The following is a 19,581-nucleotide window of genomic DNA, read 5'->3' on the forward strand; positions in this document are numbered from 1 at the left end:
AAAAATTCTCCCAATTTGAGTTAATTATTACCTGTTTTAACAAATTTTGATGGTGTAAATTGCAAATAAAAGTTAATTGACTTTTTAGATCCCCTTTCTTAATTTACAGTTTTTAATTATCAACCAAAATTTAAAAAAATGAGACAACTAATTAAGCAATGTTTTGCTGTGTTGGGATTCATGATGTTTGGTGTGTTAGCCATGGCTCAGCAAACCCAAACAGTCAAAGGTAAAGTATTGGATGCCACTGGGGCGCCTATTCCAGGTGCCAATGTGATGATACAAGGCACTACCACCGGAACCATTACCGATATGGATGGGAATTATGTTTTGGAAGTGCCTGACGCTCAAAATGCAGTGCTGGTATTTTCATTTATAGGTTTTCAAAACCAAACGGTGCCGGTGTCCAATAAAACTACCATCAATTCTGTGTTAAAAGATGACACCATCGGTTTGGATGAAGTGGTGGCTATTGGGTATGGGGTCGTGAAAAAGCGGGATTTAACTGGAGCTGTTTCTTCTGTTAAGTCGGATGATATTACCAAAACGGCATCAAGTAATGCCATGTCATCTATGCAGGCTAGGGTGCCTGGGATTGATATTCAACAAGCTTCCGGTGAAGCTGGTTCCAAATTGAATATTAATCTACGTGGTAATCGGTCTATTTCGGCCAGTAACGATCCCCTGATCTTGGTAGATGGTGTGGAATATGGATCAACTTTAGATCTTAATCCTTCTGATATCGAATCGATGGAAGTCCTAAAAGATGCATCTTCGACTGCTATTTACGGAACCAAAGGCGCTAATGGGGTTATTATTATTACTACCAAACGCGGAAAAGCGGGTAAGACTGTTGTGACTGTAAATTCATATTTATCATCCAATCAACCTACCCACGTTCCTCAGGTAATGTATGGATTAACAGAAGTGAATCGACGCATCAATGCCGAACGTTATAAACGAGATGCCATTTTGGTGAAAGCAGGGACTGGTAATTGGGGTGATACTAAGTTTGATGCGGTACCTGTGACTGATGTCTTAGGGGGATCCGCAGTTAATAATCTACCCTATTCTGAAATGGATATATATAACGAAGGTTCTTATACCAATTGGGCAGATCAGATTTTACAAAATGGCTTAACTCAGAATTATGAGGTATCAGTATCTGGCGGGAGTGAGTCAACTAATTTCAACTTGTCCGTAGGTGCCATGTTTGAAGAAGGGTTGTTACGTAATGATAAACTTGACCGATATAATGTAAAATCTAACATCGACCACAAAATGGGAAAAGCCTTTAAGGTGGGTACCAGTTTGTTATATACTTATAAAAGCCACGATAAGCGAACCAATGTGTTTGGTCAGGCACTTAAAATGACATCCATTGCTCATCCTTACGATGAAAGTGGCAATATAATTTTAAAACCATCGCCTACTTACGAGGCTCATGCTAACCCGTTGTTGGATGAGGTGGATGGTAATTTTCAGCACAATGTTGAAACACCCCGTTTCTTTGGAAACGGATATTTGGAAATCATCCCTGTTAAAAACCTGTTTTTTAAAAGTATGATTGCCTTAGACCGTATGGAAATGCGCGATGGTCTTTATCAAGACTTTCAGAGTGTTGGCAAATTACAAGCTGCTACAGGGAGTTATATTTCGGTAGAAAATCAAACTCAAACAAAGTATACATGGGAAAATACACTGAATTATACTACTGATTTGGGTACAATTAATCACAGTTTGACGGGTTTGTTGGGGCATAGCATGATACAGGATGTACTTGAGTCTCGAACTATTTCAGGTAATACTGCAGCTGAGCATTTTTACGAAAGTTCGTTTTATGATCTGAATAATATTAAAACACCGGTTTTAGATAAAGAATACGTTAAGAAGTCGATGTTGTCGTACTTTATGCGTTTGAACTATAAGTTTATGGATAAATACCTTCTGACCGCTTCATTGCGAGCTGACGGTTCGTCTGTTTTGGCTAAAGGTAAAAAATGGGGATATTTTCCATCTGTAGCGGCTGCATGGCGCGTGAATGAAGAATCTTTTTTGACAGATATAGTATGGCTTGATAATTTAAAATTGAGAACGTCATGGGGTATATCAGGTAACGCAGCAGTTAATCCTTATGAAACGGTTACAACACTCAGTGATTTTCCTGTCTATTATAATCTCGACGGGGTTGAATACGCTGGAAAAATACCAAGTAAGTATGGAAATGATCAATTGACTTGGGAAAAGACTTCATCATTAAATTTCGGATTGGATTTCGGTGTATGGAGCAATCGTCTATCTGGTAGTGTCGATGTTTATTTTAGTAATACTTACGATTTGCTTTATTATAAAAGTATTCCAGCATCTCAAACTTATCCACAAATTCTTGACAATATTGGCGAAACCAAAGCTTCCGGTGTTGAAATCGCTTTAAATACATTAATCTTAAATAATACTGATTTTAAATGGGATATCAATTGGTCTGCTTCATTTTCACAAGATGAAATCACTAAACTTTCAGGAGGATTGACCAAAAATATTAATGGAACTATTGGCCAGGTTGTTGGGGAGCCTGTTAATATTTACTATAATTATGAGGCAGATGGCTGTTGGGGGATTGGCGAGTTTGACACTTACAAAGCTGCATGGTTGGAACGTCATCCAGGAGAAACTATGGCAATGACTGGTGATCCAGGTACAATTAAAATCATTGATGCTAATGATAATGGCAAAATTGATGATGATGACAAAAAAGTTTATAACCGCAGTCCCAAAGCTGTTGTGGGTATGAATAATACATTTACTTACAAAAATTTATCTCTTTCTGTATTGGTTTATGCTCGCCTTGGTGGTTATATTGCCTATGATTTCAATGGGCTGGTAACTTACGATAGTTCAAACTGGGGTGATGTAGATTACTGGACACCCGAGAATCAGGGGGCTAAATTCCCAACGCCAGGTGTTAATACCAATTGGTCTACTTATGGAGGGGCGGCTTTGTACGAAGATGCTTCGTATTTGAAAGTTAAAGATATTACATTGGCTTACAATTTGCCGCAATCGTTAATTTCTAAAGTAGGTATCGGACGTGTGAAAGTTTACGGTTCTGTTAAGAACTATTTTACATTTAGTAATATTGATAATTACGATCCTGAGCGCGGAGGTGCCATTACTTTCCCATTGGCCAAACAATTAGTTTGCGGTATTAATGTTGAATTTTAATAAGTGTAATGATTATGAAAGCTAATTTATATAAAATTTTGATGTTTTCAGCCTTATTGGTGGGTGCATCATCATGTGAGGATTTTTTGGAAGAGGAAAACAAGGTAGGTCAAACTGATGATTATTTATATAAAACTACCACCGGTTTAGATGGGTTAGTTGCATCATGCTACGCATATACCCGTACATGGTACGGTAAGGAAGCTGGGTTGGGGCTTTCTGAAATGGGTTCTGACTTGTTTTATTCTGGTTTTGACAATAAACAAAAAACCTTGAATTCTTATGGTTTGACAGCTGAAAGCTTGGATGGCAATGCTAGTGACAACCCTTGTTTAGATCAGTATTGGGAGGCATACTTTGCAGCTGTTAATGTCTGTAATACTGCTTTGGAATATATCCCACAAAACACCTTGCTGTCTGATGCTAAAAAGAGTCAATATATGGGAGAAGCTCATTTTTTGAGAGCCTTTTATTATTGGCACATGGTGAATATTTGGGGGCCTGTTCCATATTATACTAGTTCAGTTCAATCAGTTTCTACTGATGCAACTCGTGACACCGAAGAATTTGTATATAGTAATATCTTGGCTGATTTGGATGCTGCTGCGATCGAATTGAAAGAATCCACTAAGAAATCTTCAAGGGTTCACTATTGGGCTGTTCGTGCATTTAAAGCGCGAGTATTGCTCTATGCCGCCTCATGGCTCGGCCCCAATAGCATAACTACAAATAGTAGTTATGCGGGTAAAAATCTTTATGAGCAGGCTCAGATAGAATCTAAGGCGGTGATCGATAGTGATATTGCGTCGTTTTATGATAATTACTCTGATGTGTGGACGATGACCAATGAAGATGTTGTTACAAATAAGGAATCGATTTGGGGGGTGAATTACAGTTCAAATTTTACTCTTAATGTATTACCATACCGTATAAAAATTAATTCAAATGGCGATCCCTTGGATTTTGTTAATTTGATTTCCCGCACGGGTCGTTCTACTGGAGGTGGCAATGCCATGTTGCTGATGTTTGTTCCCAAATGGAATAATGCTGGTAAAGATTTGTCGGATGTATTTGTGCGTGTCACATCCTTAACTCAAACAATTAAGAACAGTGTGACAAATGCTGTGGTATCGCCTGGTTCAACTTATTCGCGTTATGGACGGGGTTTTACGCGTTATGTTCCTACCTTGTATTTGGTGAATCTTTTCAATCAGGTTAAAGGGATCGATCAGCGTTATGATGTAACCATTCGTGATGTTTATACTATTGCACCTGGTTTAGAAGGATCTTCTAAATTTTATCCACTGATGCAGGATACAGCATTGTATTTTATGGCTGTCGATGGAAATTCGGTTGAGGCTAAGGCACAAATGGCTCATGCCAAAAATCGTTATCGTATTCATACGCTTACTGGAGGATCTTTACCGCTGTACACTTCTTCCGATCCCGCATTAGCACTTCCAACATCTTCGATGCCAACTGAAGATCCATATGGAGATAAACGTTATAAAGACGTGGCATATGCAGGGAATCAATCTTTTATTTCTATTAAAAAATTTGAAACAGATGTTTATTCGCGTTCAAATAATGATAAGGTAACCCCCGAAATATATGACCGTGATGTTATGGTGCTCCGTTTGTCTGAGATGTACTTGATTAAGGCCGAAGCTGAATTAGCAACTGGTGGTGATGCTTTGGCTACTTTGAATGTACTGCGTGATAAACGCGCTATTGCAGGCAAGGATAATAAGTTGGTTGGGCCCGTGACATTGTCGACCATTTTGGATGAACGCGCTCTTGAATTATGCGGTGAACAGCAGCGATGGTTTGATCTTAAACGTACCAAAACATTGGTAAGTCGAGTGAAAGCATATAATGCCCAAGCATCTGCCAAGATTCAGGATTTTCACATGTATCGTCCCATTCCTCAGGCTCAAATGGATGCTGTAACCAACAAAAGCACTGTAGCTGGACAAGGTTTCTGGCAAAATGATCAGTATTGATGCTTTGATATTGTGTTAGTAAAGTGGAGGAATTCATCAGTTTGATCTTGTTTCTTATTGGTGGATTCCTTTTTTAGATCTTGCTTGCTGATTATCGTTAGCATGGAAAGATTCTTGTTCTTTTTTTTTGAAAAGATTAATACATATCTGGCGTCATGTGGATGGCTGTTTATAATTAATTAATATTTTTAGTATGAAGCGATTATTATTACCCCTGATTGCAGGCGTGTTCTTAGGGGGCTGTGTTGGTTTGCAAAAATCAGAGAATAGTGATAAGTGGTCTATCCGTATGTCCGATGCCGTCATGACCCGCTATGATACCCTTACGCAGTATCATGGTTCACGTGAGTCGAAGCGTTGGCAGTACGATGTGGCCATGATGGGTGGAGCCATTGATAAATTGGGTGATGTTGATCCTAAGTATTCTAAATATATGGTCGATTACATAGATGCCTTTGTACAAGACGATGGCACTATTCTGACCTATAGCATGGAAAAGTACAACATTGACAATATCAATCCCGGTAAAAACCTGATTACGTTGTATAAGCGCACCGGTGCTCAGAAGTACAAAAATGCCATCGACACCCTCGTGAAGCAGATGGAACAACATCCTCGCACCAAAGAAGGAAGCTTTTGGCACAAAAAAGTATATCCGAACCAAGTGTGGTTGGATGGCTTGTATATGGCAACACCATTTCTGGCTCAGTATGCCAAAGAGTTCAATCAACCCCAATGGTTCGATGAGGTGGTATTTCAGTTAAATACGGTTTATAACCGTACTTTAGATTCCATTACCGGGTTGTGCTATCATGCTTACGACGAGAGTCGGGAGATGAAGTGGAGCAACCCCGAAACCGGTCAGTCACCGCATTTTTGGAGCCGATCGATGGGGTGGTACTCCATGGCATTGGTGGATGTGTTGGAGTTTTTACCCGAAAATCATCCCGGTAGAGATGGTTTAATCACCATTTTAAAAAATACTGTGGATGCCCTGTTAAAAGTTCGCGATCCTCAAACCGGATTGTGGTATCAGGTGTTGGATCAGGGAAACCGCACCGGAAATTACATCGAGGGCTCCGGCTCTGCAATGTTTACCTATGTCATGGCCAAGGCCGCGAATCGTGGATGGTTAGACAAGTCGTATTTAAAAACAGCTAACGAGTCGTTCGATAACATTGTGAAGCATTTGATGATTACCGATGAAGATGGCATGCCATCTATGATTCAAATTTGTGGTGCTTGTGGTTTGGGTGGAAATCCTTACCGTGATGGTTCGTACGATTACTACATTAACGAGAAAATTGTCACCAACGACACCAAAGGCGTCGGCCCATTTATTATGGCCGCGTTAGAACTTGGAAAGTGATTATTCGGTTGTATATGACTTGTTCGTAAGTTCTGTGTTTCTGTTTTATGTATGAGATTAACCAAGATGCATTCATCCATCATTCGCATACAGAATACATGATCACTTGCAGATAGAAATTTAAAAAAGTCTGAGGCCTCAATGATGATGTCTCAGACTTTTCTTGTTTGAGACATCATCATGTCCTGAAATGATTTTATTACTGCAGACTTTCCATCGTCACATGTCTGTTGAGTTGAATCCATGAGACCATTGCAAACGTTTGTTGTGGGTGGTGGAAATTTTGGTTGAAAAATAGATATTAATTGTTTCCTAACGTTGAATCATGTTGTTAGATGGGTGGATAAATTGTTTGAAAATCAGGGGTTGTAGTTTTTTTTAATCAGTTGATGTTGATGGTGTGGGAAAATGAGTTTATATTCGTGTTCGTTAACGAAGCCTGCGGAATTGTTGCTTGACAGTTGAAGTGCAAACGTTTGTATTTTGATGTTTGCGTTTTTCACTTGAAAAGCGATGGAGATCTTCATAAGTTGCATCTCTTATCTCTTATAAAAAAGAGGAGAGGGCAGATGTAGACACAATAGGTGACGGACAATTGGAATATAGAATTTATCATACTAACAATAAATACATGAAGCAGTTCATTCATCCCGATTTTATTTTGCACAGTGAGACTGGCAAAAGACTTTATCATGAGTATGCCTCAAAACTTCCCATCATCGATTTTCATTGCCACTTGTCACCTGAGATGATTGCCATCGATCGTCAGTTTGACAATTTGGGACAAATTTGGCTCGAGGGTGACCATTATAAATGGCGTGCCATGCGGTCAAACGGTATCGATGAGAAATTCTGTACCGGGAAAGTTTCTGATTACGAGAAATTTGAAAAGTGGGCTCAAACTGTTCCTTATACCATTGGTAATCCATTATATCATTGGACTCATTTAGAATTGGTGCGTTATTTTGGCATTAACGAACAGTTGTCGCCTAGTACCGCCAAGTCCATTTATGATCAGGCGACAGCTTTATTGCGTTCGCCTGAGTATACCGTTCGTGGCATGATGCGTAAGATGAACGTCGAGTTGGTTTGTACCACTGACGATCCTGTGGATAGTCTTGAATTTCATTTGAAACTAAAAAATGAATTTGAAATTAAGGTGTTGCCCACTTTCCGTCCCGACCGCGTGTTGCGTGCCGATGATCCGGCGTTGTTGGATTATTTGAAACAATTGGGACAGGTTGCTGATGTCGATATCAATAGTTTCAGCAGTTTGGTAACTGCTCTCGATAAGCGCCATGCATTCTTTACCGAAGTAGGATGTAAATTGTCGGATCACGGTTTGGATCGTTTCTTCTATGCGCCTTACACGCAGTCCGAAGTTGATGCCATTTTTGCAAAGGTGCTGGCCGGCAAATCCATCTCTGATGATGAATTGGAGAAATATCGTACGGCTGTTTTGCTTGAACTGGCGCGTATGAATCACAAACGTGGTTGGACACAACAGTTTCACGTAGGCGCATTGCGTAACAATAACTCTCGTAAATTCCGTTTGTTGGGTGCTGATACCGGTTGGGATTCTATTGGCAATCCTCAGGATAGCTTCAAAATGTCACGTTTCCTGGATATGCTCGACACCACCGATCAATTGGCACAAACCATTCTTTACAATCTCAATCCTGCCGATAACGAGATGATGGCTACCATGATTGGGAATTTCAACGATGGTACCGCTCCCGGGAAAATTCAATATGGTGCTGCCTGGTGGTTCCTTGATCAGAAAACCGGTATGGAAGAGCATCTTAAGGCGCTGTCTGCTTTGGGATTGACCACACGTTTTGTCGGAATGGTGACCGACTCTCGCAGTTTCCTTTCTTATCCTCGTCATGAATACTTCCGTCGCATTGTGTGCGAATTCTTTGGATCTGAAGTTGATAAAGGACATATCCCCAACGACGATTCATTGTTGAAGCCTGCTGTGGAAGGCATCTCATATTACAACGCAAAAAACTACTTTAAATTTTAATTTTATTTCAGTTATGGGACCTAAAGTTGTCACATTTGGTGAGATCATGTTGCGTTTGGCAACACCTCGTTTCGAACGTTTCAATCAAGCTCGTTCATTTGAAGCTACCTACGGCGGCGGTGAGGCCAATGTGGCTGTGTCGTTGGCGAACTATGGTATTAATGCTTCATTTGTAACTCGTTTGCCCAAAAACGATTTGGGTATTGCTTGTCGTATGGAGTTAAACAAATTTGGTGTTTGTACCAATGATGTTCAGTATGGCGGCGATCGTTTGGGAATTTATTTCCTGGAAGCCGGTGCTGTGGCTCGTGCCAGTAAAGTAGTTTACGACCGTGCCGGTTCTGCCTTTGCGGGCGTTACCAAGGGTATGTTCGATTGGGAAAAAATTCTTGATGGGGTGGATGTGTTCCATTGGACCGGAATCACCCCTGCTGTCTCGCAAGGTGCTGCCGACGCTTGTTTGGAAGCCATTCAGGTGGCCAATAAAAAAGGTGTGCTGGTAACTTGTGACCTCAATTACCGCAAAAACCTTTGGAAATATGGTAAAAAGGCCAGCGAAGTAATGCCTGCTTTGGTAGCCGGTTGCGACGTGGTGTTGGGTAACGAAGAAGATGCCGAAATGGTTTTAGGTATTAAACCAGAGGGTGTTGATGTTACCGGCGGACATGTTGACGCTGAAGCTTATCGCAGTGTGTCTCAGCAAATCATGAAACAATATCCCCGTGTGAAGAAGGTGATCACCACGCTTCGCGGTTCGGTGAGCGCCAGCCATAATACTTGGTCGGGTGTTCTGTACGACGGCAAAGATTTGTATGTGGCACCTACTTACAACATCACTCACATTGTTGACCGTGTTGGCGGTGGTGACTCTTTCATGGGTGGTTTGGTTTACGGATTGCTGACATACAAAGATGACCACCAAAAGGTGATCAACTTTGCCACTGCCGCATCTTGCCTCAAGCACACCATTCATGGTGACTTCAACCTGGTAACGGTTGATGAAGTTGAGAAATTGATGGGTGGTGATGCATCCGGTCGTGTATCTCGATAAATTTATTATGGTGCAGGTTGTTATGACCTGCACCCATTTAATCGTATCATAAGTTTAAAAAATGGCAAAGTATACTCGTTCACAAGTGTTTGCAGCCATGAAAGAAACCGGTGTTGTTCCTGTGTTTTTTCATGAAGATTTGGAAGTTAGTAAAAACGTGGTAAAGGCTTGCTACGAAGGTGGCATACGTGTATTTGAGTTCGTGAACCGCGGAGATTTTGCACACGAAGTATTTGGAGAACTCAACAAGTGGGCTTTGAAAGAGTTGCCCGGTATGATTTTAGGTGCCGGTTCAATTGTTGAACCTGTTACTGCCGGTTTGTATATTCAATTAGGTGCCAATTTTATAGTTTCTCCGTTGCTGAACGAAGAAGTGGTTAAGATTTGTAACCGTCGTGGCATCAGCTATTCGCCCGGTTGTGGAACCATTAGTGAAATCAACAAGGCTCAGGAGTTGGGTGTGGAGCTGGTAAAACTGTTTCCTGCTTCTGAAATTGGCGGTCCTTCGTTTGTGAAAGCAGTGAAAGCTCCAATGCCTTGGACCAACATTATGCCTACCGGTGGTGTGGACACTACTGAAGCCAACCTGAAAGGGTGGTTCGATGCCGGTGTAACATGCGTGGGTATGGGTTCAAACCTTTTCCCCAAAGAAGTGATGCAGGCCGGCGATTGGAAAGCTTTGGCCGCAAAATCGAAAGAGTTGATCGAAACCATTAAAAAGGTTCGTAAAAAATAAGTTGTCAGATTTGTGATTTGAAGATTTGGAAGCATTGGTGAAACCGGGTTCATCTTTTGTCCGTGTGTGGCCTTTGGTTTCAAATTTTCAAATCCCATCTGTTTATTGGCATCTTTTGGCACCTTTTGTGAACAAAGCGTGCGTTTCTGGTGTCTTTTATCTTAATTTGTTGAGATAATTCGATTAAGAAACAATTAACGCAATACATATCATGAAACAGTTATCAGACATAGGTTTGATTGGTTTGGCCGTGATGGGCGAAAACCTGGTGCTAAACATGGAAAGCAAAGGCTTTCAGGTGTCAGTTTACAATCGATCTACCGATAAGGTGGATGCTTTTTTGGCCGATCGCGCCAAGGGCAAAAAAATTATGGGGACATACTCTGTTGAGGAATTTGTGAAATCGTTAGAGCGCCCCCGTAAAGTAATGATGATGATTAAAGCCGGTGCAGCTGTTGATCAGACCATCGAATCGGTGTTGCCTTATTTGGAACCCGGTGACATTATTATTGACGGCGGGAACACGCATTTCCCCGATACGAACCGACGGGTTGCGTATGTCGAGAGTAAAGGTTTCCATTACATCGGCGCAGGTGTGTCGGGGGGGGAAGAAGGGGCTTTGTTAGGGCCTTCCATCATGCCGGGTGGCTCAGTAAAAGCTTGGCCTGTGGTGAAACCGATATTTCAATCCATTGCCGCCAAAGTTGAAGATGGCACGCCTTGTTGCGACTGGGTGGGCGAAAATGGTGCCGGCCATTTTGTGAAAATGGTTCATAATGGCATTGAATATGGTGATATGCAGATGATTACCGAAGTGTATCACATCATGAAAGAACTTTTGGGCATGAGTGCTGATGAAATGCACCAAGTGTTCAAGGAGTGGAACAATGGGGATCTCGACAGTTATTTGATTGAGATAACCCGCGATATTTTAGCCTATAAAGATACTGACGGAACGCCGTTGGTTGACAAGATATTGGATACCGCCGGTCAAAAGGGCACCGGTAAATGGACCGGGGTGGTTGCCCTGGACTTGGGGATCCCTCTTACGCTGATTGGTGAGGCTGTATTTGCCCGTTGCCTTTCGGCTATCAAAGATGAGCGCGTGGCAGCTTCGAAGGTTCTTTCAGGACCTGCCGTGGCTTTTGCTGGCGATAAAAAGCAGTTCATCGATGATTTAAAACAAGCCCTTTATGCTTCCAAAATAATCTCGTACGCGCAAGGGTATGAGTTGATGCGGGCTGCAGCAGCCGAGTACGGTTGGCAGTTAAATTATGGTGGAATTGCGCTGATGTGGCGTGGTGGATGCATTATTCGTTCTGCATTCTTGGGTAAAATCAAAGAGGCATTTGATAAGCAGCCCAATCTAAATAATTTGCTGTTAGATCCGTTCTTTAATGAAAAGGTAACCCAGGCGCAGGCCGGTTGGCGACGAGTGATCGCGGCTGCCACGTTAAACGGGATTCCGGCGCCGGCCATGAGCTCGGCGTTGACTTATTTTGATGGTTACCGTAGTGAGCGTCTGCCCGCTAACCTGTTGCAAGCTCAGCGCGATTATTTTGGGGCACATACATACGAACGCATCGATCGGCCAAGGGGGGAGTTTTTCCATACCAACTGGACCGGACGGGGCGGTAGTACGGCATCGACGACGTATAATGTGTAATTAATAATTAACTGTTTCAATTATGTCTTCAAACACTACCAATGGCAAGATGACAAATTACAGATGGGCAATTGTCTCATTGTTGTTTTTTGCCACCACTGTCAATTACCTGGATCGCCAGGTGCTTTCCCTCACTTGGAAAGACTTTATTGCGCCCGAGTTTCATTGGACGAACAATGATTACGGGAACATTACTGCCTTATTTTCCATTTTTTATGCCGCGAGCATGTTGTTTGCCGGCCGATTTGTGGATTGGATGGACACCAAGAAAGGTTTTTTGTGGGCCATTGGTGTGTGGTCTATTGGTGCTATTTTGCATGCCTATTGCGGGATTGCGACCTCAGGGATTGTGGCCGGTGAATGGTTTGTGGGGTTTGAAGGGGCATTGCATGCCATTGAAAAAGTGAACGATTTTGCATTCGTGGCCACTGTGAGTGTGTCCCTGTTCATTTTTGCCCGTTTGGTATTGGCCGTGGGTGAAGCAGGGAACTTTCCGGCTGCGATTAAAGCGACTGCCGAGTTTTTTCCAAAAAAAGACCGCGCACTTGCCACGAGTATTTTTAATGCTGGTGCTACTGTGGGTGCTTTGGCTGCTCCGGTGACCATTCCCGTGATTGCAGCTCATTGGGGCTGGGAGATGTCGTTTGTGGTGATTGGTGCTTTGGGCTTTATTTGGATGGGCTTTTGGCAATTTATGTACAAGAAGCCTGAAGTACACCCGCGTATCAATAAAGCTGAATTGGAATATATTCATCAGGATACTGAAGCTGATAAAGCTAACAATGGTTCCGGACGTAAGATGTCGTTTGGCGAGAGCTTTAAATACAAACAGACCTGGGCGTTTGCCTTTGGTAAATTCATGACCGATGGTGTATGGTGGTTCTTCCTGTTTTGGACACCTGCTTACCTGAGTGATGTGTACGGTTTGACTTCAGATAAACCCATGGCGCAAATTCTTTTATTTGTGTTGTATGCCATTACCTTGTTGTCGATTATCGGCGGTTGGTTGCCTTCTTATTTTGTTGATAAAAAGGGGATGAATCCTTATGCCGGTCGCATGCGTTCGATGTTGATTTTTGCATTCTTCCCATTGCTGGCTTTGTTGGCACAGCCTTTGGGACACTTCTCATACTGGTTTCCGGTGTTGATTATTGGTATCGCGGGTGCTGCTCACCAGGCTTGGTCGGCTAACATCTTTTCGACCGTGGGTGATATGTTCCCCAAGTCAGCCATTGCCACCATTACCGGTATTGGTGGTATGGCCGGTGGTATCGGTTCGTTCCTGATTAACAAAGGCTCTGGTCTGTTATTTGACTTTGCTTCGGGCACTACCTTGCTTGATGGTAAAGAAGTGGTGATGACAAAAGATTTGATTAAAACCGGCGCTGAATATGTGCAAGGACCTATGAAATTTATGGGTTTCACCGGGATTGAGGCTGGTTACTTCATTATTTTTGCCATTTGTGCCGTTGCTTATTTAATTGGCTGGATGGTGATGAAATCTTTGGTTCCAAAGTATAGCCCCATTAAGTTGTAATTGATTTTTTAGAAATATGACTGTCTGAAAAGCGATGGCATTCTGCGATAAGTCTGAATGTGAATGTCGTTTTTCAGACAGTTTTTTTATTTTTTGTATGTCACAAGTGAATGCACCTCGTATTAAAGATATTGCGTTGAAAGCCGGCGTGTCCATCGGCACGGTCGATCGCGTGTTGCACAATCGTGGTGAGGTGGCTCGTGAAACGCGGGAGCGTATTCTTCGTATTGCCGGTGAGATGCATTATTCGCCCAATTTGATGGCGCGTGCGCTTAAATCGAAAAAGAAATTGCAACTGGTGGCATTGCTGCCCGATGCTTCCGGGGAGAATGAGTTTTGGGCTCGTCATCGTAACGGATTGGATGAGGCCATGAAGAGTTTTGAGCCTTTTAATTTGTCCCTCGAGGTGATATCTTTTGATCTGCACCAGGATGATGATTTTTTGTTGAAATCGGAGACCGTCTTGGCTTTGCATCCCGACGGCATTTTGCTGGCGCCGATCCTCAAATATCAAAGTCAGCAGTTTTGTGATAAATTGACAGGGCAGGGCATTCCCTACGTTTTTTTCGATAGTTTTATTGACGAGACTGCTTTCTTGTCTTACACTGGCGAAGATGCCTATCAGAGCGGACGGGTCGGTGCACAGTTAATTGATTACGGCACACCCGTTGATAAAGACATTGTGGTGGTGAACCTTGCACGCGATTTGGCCAACACGTTGCACCTGAATGATCGTACTCAGGGTTTTTTAAGTTATTTTGTGGATTCGGGAATGAATCGTGGCCGTCAATTATGCTTGGAAATCAAGAATTCCGAATATAGCCGTGTGGTTGAGGTTTTGGATGAGATAATGACATCGAACGGCAACATTGGAGCCATTTTCGTGACCAGTTCCAAGGCGCATAAAGTGGCTCGATTTTTAGAGCAGCACGGTCGTACCGATGTGGTGCTGGTTGGATATGATTTATTGGATCGAAACGTATCTTATCTTCGTCAAGGGGTGATTCGTTTTCTTATTAGCCAGCGTCCGGCTGAGCAGACTGAGCGATGTGTTCGAAAATTGTTTGATTATTTGTTGTCCGACAAGCAACCTGTTCGCATGGAATATCTTCCGGTAGACGTGGTTACCTCTGAAAATGTTCGTTATTTTTTTTAGGTTGAACGGTGTTTATCCTTAGCTTTCTTTTTGTGCCATTAGCAAAAAGCCATCATAGTGCCTGAGGGTGTTTTTACGCATTTTTTCGACCACAAATGCGTTTTCATGAGTGATGTCGATAAATGAGGCCTTGTAGAGGAGTTTGGTGAGTTCGTTAAGGTCGAAGCCGTTGTGACCGCTGAACTCATCGTCGTGAAATGTTCCGTCTTCGCTGTGCAGGTCGGCAATGAACAGGCGACCGCCGGGTTTGAGCATGGCTGCAAAGCGTTTAAGTATTTTGAAAGTGTCGGGAACATGGTGTAATACCATTTGTGTAAAAACGACATCGAAGGGTTCACCTGTCCAATTTTCTTCATCCAGGTTGAAAAACATTGGTTTCATGCGTTCTTGTTCGTGAGCATGTTCCACCTTACGGGTCATGACGTTGACCATTTCATGAGAGTTATCAATCATCACAATTTCGTTGAACGACTCCCGGAGCAAAAAGCTAAGAATGGCCGTCCCGGCGCCAAATTCCAAAGCTCTGCCATTTAGGGTGGGGCATAGTTTCATCATGGTTGTGGCCACTTTTTTACTGCGTTCGAGATGTTGAGGGTTTTTATCCCATTCCTGGGCTTGTTTGTCAAAGCGGGCAATGCTCATGTGTGTATAATTAAGCGCGTGAGGTGATTAGTGTTGGTTTTCGCAAGGGCAGGGGATGGCTCCACGAAATCGCGATTTGCTTCGGTGTGTGCGCGAACTGGCGCATGCCGTGGTGGCGATGACGAGCATCGTAAAGATGATGGTTTTGATGAGGTGTGACCGTTTGAATGGGCAAATATTCATGTGTTTGGGTTTGTTGTTTCTGTTTAATTGTGCGTTGTTGATCGATGGTCGCGTGAAAGGTTTTGTTCCTTTTTTTTCAATTATCGAACTTTTGTGCCTGTGTGAATTATTATAAGCTCGCTTGATTGAGCACGACTTTCATTGCATTCAAATATCACAAAAAATTATGGATGCTCTTTATCGTCGAGGTTAAAAATGTGAATGGCTTTAAGAGGATTTGTTAAAGTGTGTTTGGTGTCTGAAGGGTGGACGATTGGATTTGTAATGTGGAAAATCTGGTAATGTTCAGAAATATAACGTGATATAGTTGTTGCTTTTTCAATATTTGTTGGTTTTAAATCAAAATGTACCATTGCAGAAGTGTTAATGGAGGTTAATTTGTGAATGTTATTCATCGATTTGTTAATCGTTTAAAAACAATAAAATTTATGAGAAGGACATTTTACAAATTATTGGGCATTACGCTTGGGGCGTTGATGTGTCTGCATGCGAATTCGCAGGAAGTGAATCGCTCAGTAACGATCAGTTGGCCATTTTCTTCTGGAACTGCTGGTCAGACTGCTGTTTTTGCAGATGGTGATGCTGAATTTTTTTCATCGGATTATGTGACGATTGGAAGTAAGATCTTTTATAAAGACAGTAAGTTTTTTTCTAAAGATGTCACATTTACTCGTTTTGAACCAAGGATGAAACTTCTGTCTTCTGCTGAGGATGGTGTCATTGCTTTTCATGTCAAACAAAAGAATGGTTTAACTTTTACCCCATCTTTCATATCGTTTGACTGTATGAGATTTGGTACTGGCGGAGGACGTTTTGATGTTAAGTGGCGTTCTTCAGATGGAACAGTAACCGTGTTACAAACTGGTATTATTCCGGGGCGTGACAATAATTTCGATGAGAATGTAGATGAAATTGTTACCCATTCGGAGATTACAATTACGGAACCTGTGTCTGCATCTCAAGGTGAAGGTGTTTTGGAATTGTATCTTTATTCATTAGATCCTGGTAAGCAGGTAGGTGTTGCAAATGTCGAAATCGTAGGGCAGTTGGTTGGTACGATTGTAGAGGTTCCTGTATATTCTTTGGGTGTCGTTTCTTCACCTGTGGCAGGAGGGATTGTGACTTCCAGTCCTGTTGGTTCATCTTTTGATCAAGGAACCGAGTTGACTGTTAGTGCAGCTAATAATTTTGGTTATCAATTTTCTCATTGGGCCGATGCTGACGGTGTGAAAGTTTCAGCGGACAATCCTTATTCGTTCGCAATGAACGGTGATGTGTCGCTTGCTGCAGTATTTACGCCGGTGAATACCTTTTCTTTATCATTGGGGGTAACAGGTGGGGCTGCATCTTACATGGTAACACCTTCGCCTGCAGGGACAATGGTTGATGGAATCAGTAAATACGAAGAAGGCACCAGCGTGAAATTGACTGCGGCATCTAATTCAATTTTATCGTTCAGTAATTGGTCAACGGGTGAGACTTCTAATGAGTTGACTTTGACCATGAATAACGATGTGGATTTAACTGCTGTTTATAGTGTCGTTGATTATCTGGTTGGTTGGGATTTTTATAAATCGGGAAATGGAGGCCGAGTGGCTGATTTTGTTTCGACAGTTGATAATGAGTCATCTGCTTTGGTGTTGCGCAATGTGGATGGCACAGTTCGCACATGGTTGGATAAATCCATTGTATCGGCCAGTGGTTACGAAGGAAAAGGGGCTGCTGTGAATTGGCAAAACTTGGATGACAAATATTATTATCAAATCAGTTTTGTGGCAACCGGTTATACCGATATTAGAGTATCTGCTGAGATGCTTTTCAATTACAATGCTTATTCAGTGCAGAAATGTGAGTACTCACTCGATGGTGATAATTTCGTGACATTAGGAACATATGAGATGTCTACCGCAAAAGTTTGGTATCCTCAGACATTTTCATTGCCTGCCGATGTTAATCATGCCTCTAAGGTTTATTTGCGTTGGATTCCTGATTATACTTCAAGTAAAGTTGGGACTGTTTCGGCCAATGATGGAACCGCACTTGCCGCTATTTTTGTAACAGGTACGGCTACTGTTTATAACGATGGTATTGCCCCTGAGCTACAAAGCAACGTCCCTGCTACTGGACAAGATAATGCTTCAGCTTCGGGTAAGATCGTTCTCAATTTTGATGAGAAAGTGAAGATAGCTGATGGGGTGTCGGTGTCACTTGATGGTAAGGTGCTGACTCATTCTGTTGTGGGTAAAACCATTACTTTTTCTTATTCAGGATTAAGTTATGATACTCAATACTCCTTTACACTTCCTGCCAACACCGTTTCTGATTTAGCCGGAAATACGCTGACAGAAGCCATCACCATCTCGTTTAAAACCATGACACGTCCGGTGGTGACAAAAAAGAAATTTGATTTTGTGGTGGGTGTCGATGGTGATTTTAAGTCTGCCTTGGCGGCTGCGACTGCTGCATCTAGTTCCGGTAAACGATTCTACATTTTCTTCCCCAATGGTCAGTATGACATTGGTGCCAATACCGGTGATGCAAATCAGATGACCACCATTTCGTTACCTAATGTATCGTACGTAGGTGAAAATTCCGAGCAGGTGGTACTTTATAATAAAGCAATTCAAGAGTCTATCAATAGTACCGCAACCATCTATTTCACCGATGCTGCATCCAATGTGTATATGCAAGATCTTTCGTTGTTGAACAAGGGGGATTTTCGTTCCGGTTCTTTTACCGGTCGGTTTGTGGCCTTGTGGGACAAGGGCGATCGCAATATTTACAAAAATGTGAAGTTGTTGAGCAATCAGGATACTTACGTCTCGGGTACAAAACGCAATTATTTTGAAACCAGTGATATTCATGGTACCGTTGACTTTATTTGTGGAGGTGGGGATGTGTTTTTTAACGACTGTTTGATTTATCTCGAAAATCGCAGCGGTAACTGTGTCACAGCCAATGCTTCTTCATCAAATTGGGGGTATGTTTTCTCCAATTGTATCATCGATGGTTTTGATATCAATAACGGTTCGTACCGATTGGGTCGACCTTGGAATGGTTCTCCCCAAACGGTTTTCCTGAATACCACCATGAAACAGTTGCCAACGGCAGAAGGCTGGGGTGACCCAATGAATGTCGTACCATCTGTGTATGCCGAGTATAACAGTACGACTGCATCGGGTGGTGTGGTTGACTTGAGCTCTCGTCGTACATCTTACACCAAGGATGCAACAACCGTTACTTTAAATCCTGTGCTGAGTGAATCTCAAGCCAACTCTTATACCCTCGAAAACGTGTTGGGCGGAAGCGATAACTGGATGCCCACTTATGCCACTGAGCAGGTTCCGGCTCCGTCCATCACCATTTCCGGTGCAACCATTAACTGGGATAACAGCGACTACGTGCTCTGCTGGGCAGTAAGCAAAGATGGTGTGTTTCAGGAATTCGTCACCACCAATAGCTATGCTGTTCCTCAGGGAACATCTGATGGTGTTAAATATACCGTTCGTGCAGCTAACGAGATGGGTGGTTTGAGTCCGTTGTCTAACGAAGTGACTTATTCTGCCGGTTCTGGCAACGCTGTGGTGGTTGAGCAAGCAACCTCGCAAGTTATCGATGTTCAGTATTATTCGCTCGACGGGGTTCAATTGTCGGCAAATCAGCGTCGTCGTGGTGTTGTGATGGTTCGTACCATCTATGCCGATGGTCGTGTGGTAGTCGCCAAAATACTGAATCGGGATTAAACTCTGATGTTGCGGATGGATGACTAACAGGCTGAAATGCCCGTTGATTTTTGATCTCCTGAATGGATGGCATCCGCAGACTCCGACAAACGTTTTTATATTTTATTCGCCCTGCATGTGCATCATTTGCTGCCCTTGCAGGGCGTTTCTTTTTTTGGGGGTGCCGGGAGAGTCACTCTCCTTGGGTCAATGCTTTTTTTGTCCCTTTCTGTGCCATTGGTTTTTAATTTTTTGTGAGTGCATCATG

The 19,581-nt window shown here is 42.5% G+C and carries 13 protein-coding genes; 10 read left to right on the forward strand and 3 right to left on the reverse strand.

Translation table 11 applies throughout. From position 1 onward, the window contains the following. The first annotated feature begins 138 nt into the window (after nucleotides 1-138). The 9 genes from LX69_RS02915 (at nucleotide 139) to LX69_RS02955 (ending at nucleotide 14,766) form a co-directional block, all read left to right on the forward strand. Nucleotides 139-3,222, forward strand: a complete 3,084-nt coding sequence (locus LX69_RS02915) for a SusC/RagA family TonB-linked outer membrane protein (protein WP_221621260.1) — start codon at nucleotides 139-141, stop codon at nucleotides 3,220-3,222. A 14-nt stretch (nucleotides 3,223-3,236) separates the two neighbouring features. Then, complete coding sequence (locus tag LX69_RS02920; RefSeq protein WP_111444315.1) at nucleotides 3,237-5,225, forward strand: RagB/SusD family nutrient uptake outer membrane protein; 1,989 nt, start codon at nucleotides 3,237-3,239, stop codon at nucleotides 5,223-5,225. Between the two features lie 193 nt (nucleotides 5,226-5,418). Next, the gene (locus LX69_RS02925) at nucleotides 5,419-6,594 is read left to right on the forward strand and encodes a glycoside hydrolase family 88/105 protein (protein WP_111444316.1); all 1,176 of its coding nucleotides are present in this window, start codon (nucleotides 5,419-5,421) and stop codon (nucleotides 6,592-6,594) included. Nucleotides 6,595-7,225: 631 nt separating this feature from the next. Beyond that, the gene (gene uxaC, locus LX69_RS02930) at nucleotides 7,226-8,620 is read left to right on the forward strand and encodes a glucuronate isomerase (protein WP_111444317.1); all 1,395 of its coding nucleotides are present in this window, start codon (nucleotides 7,226-7,228) and stop codon (nucleotides 8,618-8,620) included. A 13-nt stretch (nucleotides 8,621-8,633) separates the two neighbouring features. After that, complete coding sequence (locus tag LX69_RS02935; protein WP_111444318.1) at nucleotides 8,634-9,671, forward strand: sugar kinase; 1,038 nt, start codon at nucleotides 8,634-8,636, stop codon at nucleotides 9,669-9,671. 61 nt (nucleotides 9,672-9,732) lie between these two features. Continuing rightward, nucleotides 9,733-10,407, forward strand: coding sequence for a bifunctional 4-hydroxy-2-oxoglutarate aldolase/2-dehydro-3-deoxy-phosphogluconate aldolase (locus LX69_RS02940; RefSeq protein WP_111444319.1), 675 nt, complete (start codon nucleotides 9,733-9,735; stop codon nucleotides 10,405-10,407). Between the two features lie 211 nt (nucleotides 10,408-10,618). After that, nucleotides 10,619-12,073, forward strand: coding sequence for a decarboxylating NADP(+)-dependent phosphogluconate dehydrogenase (gnd, locus tag LX69_RS02945; RefSeq protein ID WP_111444320.1), 1,455 nt, complete (start codon nucleotides 10,619-10,621; stop codon nucleotides 12,071-12,073). Nucleotides 12,074-12,095: 22 nt separating this feature from the next. After that, the gene (locus LX69_RS02950; protein WP_111444321.1) at nucleotides 12,096-13,610 is read left to right on the forward strand and encodes an MFS transporter; all 1,515 of its coding nucleotides are present in this window, start codon (nucleotides 12,096-12,098) and stop codon (nucleotides 13,608-13,610) included. 97 nt (nucleotides 13,611-13,707) lie between these two features. After that, the gene (locus LX69_RS02955; RefSeq protein WP_170124212.1) at nucleotides 13,708-14,766 is read left to right on the forward strand and encodes a LacI family DNA-binding transcriptional regulator; all 1,059 of its coding nucleotides are present in this window, start codon (nucleotides 13,708-13,710) and stop codon (nucleotides 14,764-14,766) included. An 18-nt stretch (nucleotides 14,767-14,784) separates the two neighbouring features. On the opposite strand, the gene LX69_RS02960 is transcribed toward LX69_RS02955, so the two are convergent. The 3 genes from LX69_RS02960 to LX69_RS17510 all read right to left on the reverse strand — a co-directional run bounded on the left by LX69_RS02960 (nucleotide 14,785) and on the right by LX69_RS17510 (nucleotide 15,986). Next, nucleotides 14,785-15,408, reverse strand: coding sequence for a class I SAM-dependent methyltransferase (locus LX69_RS02960; protein ID WP_111444323.1), 624 nt, complete (start codon nucleotides 15,406-15,408; stop codon nucleotides 14,785-14,787). A gap of 27 nt (nucleotides 15,409-15,435) precedes the next feature. Next, complete coding sequence (locus LX69_RS17685) at nucleotides 15,436-15,591, reverse strand: hypothetical protein (RefSeq protein WP_170124213.1); 156 nt, start codon at nucleotides 15,589-15,591, stop codon at nucleotides 15,436-15,438. Nucleotides 15,592-15,755: 164 nt separating this feature from the next. Further along, the gene (locus tag LX69_RS17510; RefSeq protein ID WP_146260621.1) at nucleotides 15,756-15,986 is read right to left on the reverse strand and encodes a hypothetical protein; all 231 of its coding nucleotides are present in this window, start codon (nucleotides 15,984-15,986) and stop codon (nucleotides 15,756-15,758) included. A gap of 390 nt (nucleotides 15,987-16,376) precedes the next feature. On the opposite strand from LX69_RS17510, the gene LX69_RS02970 reads away from it, so the two are divergent. After that, nucleotides 16,377-19,334, forward strand: a complete 2,958-nt coding sequence (locus LX69_RS02970; RefSeq protein ID WP_170124214.1) for a pectinesterase family protein — start codon at nucleotides 16,377-16,379, stop codon at nucleotides 19,332-19,334. The last annotated feature ends 247 nt before the right edge of the window (nucleotides 19,335-19,581 follow it).

It is taken from the genome of Breznakibacter xylanolyticus (assembly GCF_003254275.1).
GTDB classification, from domain to species: Bacteria; Bacteroidota; Bacteroidia; order Bacteroidales; family Marinilabiliaceae; genus Breznakibacter; species Breznakibacter xylanolyticus.

Excerpts from the sequence above, each read along its gene's own strand:
- LX69_RS02915 (WP_221621260.1), top strand. The coding sequence starts at position 139 with ATGAGACAACTAATTAAGCAATGTTTTGCTGTGTTGGGATTCATGATG.
- LX69_RS02920 (WP_111444315.1), top strand. The coding sequence starts at position 3,237 with ATGAAAGCTAATTTATATAAAATTTTGATGTTTTCAGCCTTATTGGTG.
- LX69_RS02925 (WP_111444316.1), top strand. The coding sequence starts at position 5,419 with ATGAAGCGATTATTATTACCCCTGATTGCAGGCGTGTTCTTAGGGGGC.
- uxaC (WP_111444317.1), top strand. The coding sequence starts at position 7,226 with ATGAAGCAGTTCATTCATCCCGATTTTATTTTGCACAGTGAGACTGGC.
- LX69_RS02935 (WP_111444318.1), top strand. The coding sequence starts at position 8,634 with ATGGGACCTAAAGTTGTCACATTTGGTGAGATCATGTTGCGTTTGGCA.
- LX69_RS02940 (WP_111444319.1), top strand. The coding sequence starts at position 9,733 with ATGGCAAAGTATACTCGTTCACAAGTGTTTGCAGCCATGAAAGAAACC.
- gnd (WP_111444320.1), top strand. The coding sequence starts at position 10,619 with ATGAAACAGTTATCAGACATAGGTTTGATTGGTTTGGCCGTGATGGGC.
- LX69_RS02950 (WP_111444321.1), top strand. The coding sequence starts at position 12,096 with ATGTCTTCAAACACTACCAATGGCAAGATGACAAATTACAGATGGGCA.
- LX69_RS02955 (WP_170124212.1), top strand. The coding sequence starts at position 13,708 with ATGTCACAAGTGAATGCACCTCGTATTAAAGATATTGCGTTGAAAGCC.
- LX69_RS02960 (WP_111444323.1), bottom strand. The coding sequence starts at position 15,408 with ATGAGCATTGCCCGCTTTGACAAACAAGCCCAGGAATGGGATAAAAAC.
- LX69_RS17685 (WP_170124213.1), bottom strand. The coding sequence starts at position 15,591 with ATGAATATTTGCCCATTCAAACGGTCACACCTCATCAAAACCATCATC.
- LX69_RS17510 (WP_146260621.1), bottom strand. The coding sequence starts at position 15,986 with ATGAATAACATTCACAAATTAACCTCCATTAACACTTCTGCAATGGTA.
- LX69_RS02970 (WP_170124214.1), top strand. The coding sequence starts at position 16,377 with ATGAGATTTGGTACTGGCGGAGGACGTTTTGATGTTAAGTGGCGTTCT.